This is a genomic window from Rhizobium sp. TRM95796 (assembly GCF_025779995.1).
Lineage (GTDB): Bacteria > Pseudomonadota > Alphaproteobacteria > Rhizobiales > Rhizobiaceae > Rhizobium_E.
This window is the reverse complement of sequence record NZ_JAOXHE010000008.1, coordinates 396,258-402,257: the sequence shown is the minus strand read 5'-3', so window position 1 is coordinate 402,257 and position 6,000 is coordinate 396,258. Positions and strand designations below refer to the sequence as shown.

Here is a 6,000-nt window from a genome sequence, read left to right as displayed (position 1 = left end):
CACCGCCGAAACATCCGCTTCAGCCAGAATTCAGAGACGAGCGCGCCTGCCGCTAGAAGCAACCGCCGCCCCCGTCGTCTTGAAGCGGTTTATAGTCGCGTCCCCCTGACCTGTCAAAGGCTTTTTTGCGCCTTTGTGAAGTTTTTTTGAAAGCGCGAGAGTTTCAGGCTGTTGCGGCGCGCTCATCCACAGGCCCGCGTTTCGGGATCGCTTTCGCCGCTTTAATTTCACATTCTCGGCGCACAAGCCGCCCCTTGTTGCCGCCCCTTGTTGGAGTGTGTTCTCTCTATAGAGGCGCGGATTTGACTTGGGGGGGCGATTGATGCAGTCATTGTCTCCGCGCCGAACGCGACGGGAAAAAAGCGGTTTCCATGCAAGAAGTGAAGATCATCCGGTCTCTGGGCGAAGAACCGCCGATTCTGGCGGAAGGCCGCCGTACGCCCGACCGGCGCGAAGTCTCCCTGCGCTGGCTGTCGGGCACCGTGTTGACCGGGCTGACCAGCTCGGTGCTGATGGGCGTGGCGCTGTTCGCCGCCCTCGAGGGCCGGGAAATCCTCGCGACGCCGGCCGAAGCCTCGGCGATGAATCAACCGCTTCCCAATGATCGCGACGCCCAGCTTTCCTCCTCCCGCAAGGGCGCGCGGCTCATTTCCTCCCTGCTCGCCGCCAAGCCGGCCGACAAAGCGGTGATGGACGTGCCGACCGTGATCGTCGAGGGCGACAAACAGGTGGTGCGCAAGCTGCCGTTCGCGCATGTGAAGATGGCGTTGGCGGCCAATTACCAGATAGACCAGTCCTATCCCCGTTTCGATCCGCTCGACATCGCCTCCGAAGGCGAGACGCCCGCCTCCGCCGCTCCGTCCCCGGTGTTTTACGGATCGGACGTCGAATCGGAAGTGTCGCTCGAGGTCGAGGACTTCCGGACCGACCGGTCCGACCTGCCGCTCGCCCAGTCCATGTCGCTGGAAGAGGTCGAGGAAAATGTCCGCACCAACGGTTCGCTGCTGACTTCCGACGACGCCAAGGTGGCGACGCTCTATTATGTCGACCCCCAGCGCTTCGCCTCCGGCGACAACGGCATCGACATTCTCGGCCGGCTGTCGGCCAAGGTGGTCGAAGAGAATATGTCGGTGACCGAATCCGCCGCCGTCACCCCGCAAATGCCCGAATATGCCGACGACGTGATCCCCGTGCGCGTCGGCGCGACGCTGAGCGCCGTGATGGTGGGCGCCGGTTATGCGAAAGCGGAGGCCGGCGATGTCGAGGACTTCTTCGCCTCGGTCACCCAGCGCCGAGAGCTCGCCGAAGGCGATGTCGTCCGCGTCGGCGTGCTGCAGCAGGCCGAAAAGGCCCGCATCGTCCGCGTCAGCCTCTACCGCGACGGCCGTCACCAGCTGACGGCGGCGATCGACGACAAGGGCAAATTCGTGACCGGCCAGGAGCCGCCCTACCTCGCCGCCGTGACCAGCGCCTTCGACGATGCGCCGCCGGTCGTGGCCGGCAATCAGGATCTGCCGAGAGTCTATGACGGAATCTACCGCGCCGCGCTCTCCTACGGCATGAACAAGCGGATGGTGTCGCGGGTCATCCGGCTGCTGGCGCCGGCGGTGGATTTCCAGGCGCGGCTCAAGGCGACCGACCAGCTCGAAGCGTTCTATTCCGCCGAGGACGAGAGCGGTGAAGCGACCGACGAATCGGAACTGCTGTTCCTGCACGCCAAATTCGGCGATTCGGACACGCGGCTCTATCGTTTCCAGGACCCGACCGATCTGTCGGTCGATTATTACGACCAGAACGGCAAGAGCCTGAAGCAGTTCCTGATCCGCAATCCGCTGCCGGGCGGCGCGTTCCGCTCGGGCTTCGGCATGCGCCGCCATCCGATCCTCGGCTATATGCGCATGCATACCGGCGTCGACTGGTCGGCGCCCAGGGGCACGCCGATCATCGCCGCCGGCGACGGCATCGTCGAAAAGGCCGGCTGGGACCGCGGCGGCTATGGCAACCAGACGCTGATCCGCCATCCCAACGGCTATGTCACCTCCTATAATCACCAGTCGGCCATCGCCAAGGGCGTGGCGCCCGGCGCGCAGGTGCGGCAGGGCCAGGTGATCGGATGGGTCGGCACGACGGGACAATCGACCGGCCCGCATCTGCATTACGAAGTCATCGTCAACGGCAACAAGGTCGATCCGCAACGCATCCGCCTGCCGGCGGGCAAGGCGCTGAAGGGCGAGGCGCTGGCGAAATTCGAGGACGAGCGCAAGCGCATCGACGACCTGCTCGAAAAGGGCGAGGCCAAGCAGGTGGCGAGCCAGTAATCCGGGCGCAGGCCATGAATATGAAGCGGGGGCCTTGCGGCCCCCGTTGTCGTTTTCTGTGTCAGGCTGCGGCCTGGGCGTCGACGGCTTTGGCCGAGAACAACAGCCGGTCCGATCCCGCCGCGACATGGATCTTGGATCCATCGGCGAATTCGCCCGACAGCAGCCGCTCCGACAGCGGATCCTGCACATAGCGCTGGATCGCCCGCTTCAGCGGACGCGCGCCGTAGACCGGGTCGTACCCCTTGTCGGCCAGCCAGGCGCGGGCGTCCTGCCCGAGTTCCAGCACGATCTTGCGATCGGCCAAGAGCTTGGCGAGGCGGGTGAGCTGGATTTCGACGATCGCGCCCATCTCCTTGCGATGCAGGCGATGGAACAGGATGATCTCGTCGACGCGGTTGAGGAATTCCGGCCGGAACGAGGCCTTGACCACATTCATGACCATCTCGCGCACGCTGTCGACCTCGTCATTCTCGCCGAGCTGGGTGAGGAATTCCGCGCCCAGATTGGAGGTCATGATGATGATCGTGTTCTTGAAGTCGACGGTGCGGCCCTGGCCATCGGTCAGGCGGCCGTCGTCGAGCACCTGCAGCAGGACGTTGAAGACGTCGGGATGGGCCTTTTCGATCTCGTCGAACAGCACGACCTGATAGGGTCGGCGACGGACGGCTTCGGTCAGCGCGCCGCCTTCCTCGTAACCGACATAGCCCGGAGGCGCGCCGATCAGCCGGGAAACGGAGTGCTTCTCCATATATTCCGACATGTCCATGCGCGTGATCGCGGTCTCGTCGTCGAACAGGAAGCGGGCCAGCGACTTGGTCAGCTCGGTCTTGCCGACGCCAGTGGGGCCGAGGAAGATGAACGAGCCGATCGGCCGGTTCGGATCCTGAAGGCCGGCGCGGGCGCGGCGAACAGCGCGCGACACCGCCTGCACGGCGTCGCCCTGACCGACGACGGAGGCGGCCAGCATGTCTTCCATGCGCAAGAGCTTGTCGCGTTCGCCTTCGAGCATCTTGTCGACCGGGATGCCGGTCCAGCGCGAGACGACATGGGCGATATGGTCGGGGGTGACCACCTCCTGCACCATGGCCGCGCCCTGGCCCTCACGGCTTTCGGCGTCCTGCAACTGCTTTTCGAGCGACGGAATCGTGCCATAGGCCAGTTCGCCGGCGCGCTGATACTCACCCTTGCGCTGGGCGATGGCGAGTTCGTTGCGCGCGTCGTCGAGCGCTTTCTTGAGATCGGCGGCGAGACCCAGCTTCTGCTTTTCCGACTGCCAGCGGGCGGTCAGCGCATCGGCCTTTTCCTCGAGCTCGGTCAGATCGGCTTCCAGCTTTTCCAGCCGGTCGCGCGAGGCCTGGTCGGTCTCCTTCTTCAGCGCTTCCCGCTCGATCTTGAGCTGGATGATGCGGCGATCGAGCTCGTCGAGTTCTTCGGGCTTCGAATCCACCTGCATCCTCAGCCGCGACGCCGCCTCGTCCATGAGGTCGATGGCCTTGTCGGGCAGGAAACGGTCGGTGATGTAGCGGTTCGACAGCGTCGCGGCCGCCACCAGCGCCGAATCGGAGATCCGCACTTTGTGATGCTGCTCGTATTTCTCCTTGAGGCCGCGCAGGATCGAGATCGTGTCGTCGACCTTGGGCTCCTCGACGAAGACGGGCTGGAAGCGGCGGGCGAGTGCTGCGTCCTTTTCCACATGCTTGCGATATTCGTTGAGCGTGGTCGCGCCGACGCAATGCAATTCGCCGCGGGCGAGCGCGGGCTTCAAAAGATTGGAGGCGTCCATCGCGCCATCGGCCTTGCCGGCCCCGACCAGCGTGTGCATCTCGTCGATGAACAGGATGATCTCGCCATTTTCCGCCTGCACTTCGTTAAGCACGGCTTTCAGGCGCTCTTCGAATTCGCCGCGGAATTTGGCGCCGGCGATCAGCGCGCCCATGTCGAGCGCCATCAGCTTCTTGTCTTTGAGGCTTTCGGGCACATCGCCATTGACGATGCGCAGCGCCAGACCCTCGGCGATGGCCGTCTTGCCGACGCCGGGCTCGCCGATCAGCACCGGATTGTTCTTGGTCCGGCGCGACAGAACCTGGATCGTGCGGCGGATTTCGTCGTCGCGGCCGATCACCGGGTCGAGCTTGCCGTCGCGGGCCTCGGCGGTGAGGTCGCGGGCGTATTTCTTGAGCGAATCGAAGCCCTGTTCGGCATTGGCCGAATCGGCGGTACGGCCCTTGCGAATGTCGTTGATCACCTGATTGAGCGATTGCGCGGTGACGCCGGCCTTTTTCAGGCTGTCGGCGGTCGAGGCGGAGGCTTCCACCGCGAGCGCCACCAGCAGGCGTTCGACGGTGACGAAACTGTCGCCGGCCTTCTTGGCGGCGTTTTCCACTGTGTTGAACACGCGGGCGAGCGGTTGCGCCAGCGAGATCTGGCCATTGCCGCCGGAGGTCTTGGGCAGCTTGCGCAGCGCTTCGTCATTGGCCAGCTTGGCGACCTTAGGGTCGCCGCCGGCACGGGTGATGAGCGAGGCCGCCATGCCCTGGTCGTCGTCGAGCAGCGCCTTCAGCACATGTTCGGCGGTGAATTGCGGATGGCCTTCGCCCAGCGCATGGGTCTGCGCATTCTGGAGAAAGCCGCGCACGCGCTCGGAATATTTCTGCAAGTTCATGATCGTCTCCGTTTCCCGCCGCGCCCTTGAGGCGCGCGGCGTCTGTCAGGATCGAGCCCCCATTCGTGGCGGGCCCGGGAAGTCTTTCGCTTCTTGAGCCGCATATGGGAATGACCCCGATCAAAATAAAGAGGGCGGAAAAGACCATGTTTGCTGTTTGTTTTGCGAGGCTTGCGCTTCGTCAAGAAGACCTGCCCCGGCGATCAATCGATGTTGTATTTTTTCAGCATCGCCTCGGTTTCGGCGAGTTCCGCCCGGGCCTCGGTGAGGATCGCCTGCGTGTCGACGGGCTTGTCGAATTCTCCGGCCTTACGGCGCGCTTCCAGGCTTTCAAAATTCGAGCGCCAGGCCTCGAAGCGCCAGTATTGCGGGCTCCGCGGATGGAGAGTCGTCATGGCCAGCACAATACCCCTGTATTCCGCAAATTCCTCCAGAGGTCGGGCCGGCGAATGATCTGATGACGCGCTCGAAAAATATCGAGAATGATGAGCCTGACGCGGTTGAGGTTCGAGGCGAACTGACTGTCGGAATGACAGGTCAATCGAGCGCCCGGACTCTCGATTCTCTGGCATGACTGGGCGCGCCGGCAGTAGCGGCTACGACACGGCTTTTGGAAAAAACGGCAATGGCGTGCGGTCATCCTACGGTCCACCGCCAGCAGAAAGTCTTCCATATGCTCATCGTCATGATCAGGCATGATCCGCAATCCTTTGCAAAGGCAGCTGTTCCGCGCGCCAAATCGCTCCGCCGCGTCATCCCGCCCGGAGTTGTCCGTCATTGTCTCGCTTCGCCCATGAGGGCTCGGCCGGGGCGCGAAGAACGCCTCGTTAAGTGAGTTTAATATGACGCTCATCGCGCCCCGCATTCGGCGGTTTGTGCCTCGAACTTGACGCTCGTCGCCGCAGGTCGAGCCTGCGGGTAATCCGCCTCTAAAGCGGGCCTTACTATGACGTCCCTTGCGAGGCGCCACCCTGGGGGGACGCTTTCACGCCCAGGTCCCCAGTTTTCGGGGGTCGT

3 protein-coding genes are annotated in these 6,000 nt (G+C 63.6%); 1 reads left to right on the top strand and 2 read right to left on the bottom strand.

Annotated elements, in window-relative coordinates:
* Positions 1-371: 371 nt before the first annotated feature.
* Positions 372-2,318, top strand: a complete 1,947-nt coding sequence (locus OCK01_RS18420; protein WP_263825173.1) for a M23 family metallopeptidase — start codon at positions 372-374, stop codon at positions 2,316-2,318.
* A 61-nt stretch (positions 2,319-2,379) separates the two neighbouring features.
* On the opposite strand, the gene clpB is transcribed toward OCK01_RS18420, so the two are convergent.
* Positions 2,380-4,983: an ATP-dependent chaperone ClpB gene (clpB, locus tag OCK01_RS18415; protein ID WP_263825172.1), complete on the bottom strand. Its 2,604-nt coding sequence runs from the start codon at positions 4,981-4,983 to the stop codon at positions 2,380-2,382.
* Positions 4,984-5,186: 203 nt separating this feature from the next.
* Positions 5,187-5,378, bottom strand: coding sequence for a hypothetical protein (locus OCK01_RS18410; RefSeq protein ID WP_263825171.1), 192 nt, complete (start codon positions 5,376-5,378; stop codon positions 5,187-5,189).
* Positions 5,379-6,000: the final 622 nt, after the last annotated feature.

Excerpts from the sequence above, each read along its gene's own strand:
- OCK01_RS18420 (WP_263825173.1), top strand. The coding sequence starts at position 372 with ATGCAAGAAGTGAAGATCATCCGGTCTCTGGGCGAAGAACCGCCGATT.
- clpB (WP_263825172.1), bottom strand. The coding sequence starts at position 4,983 with ATGAACTTGCAGAAATATTCCGAGCGCGTGCGCGGCTTTCTCCAGAAT.
- OCK01_RS18410 (WP_263825171.1), bottom strand. The coding sequence starts at position 5,378 with ATGACGACTCTCCATCCGCGGAGCCCGCAATACTGGCGCTTCGAGGCC.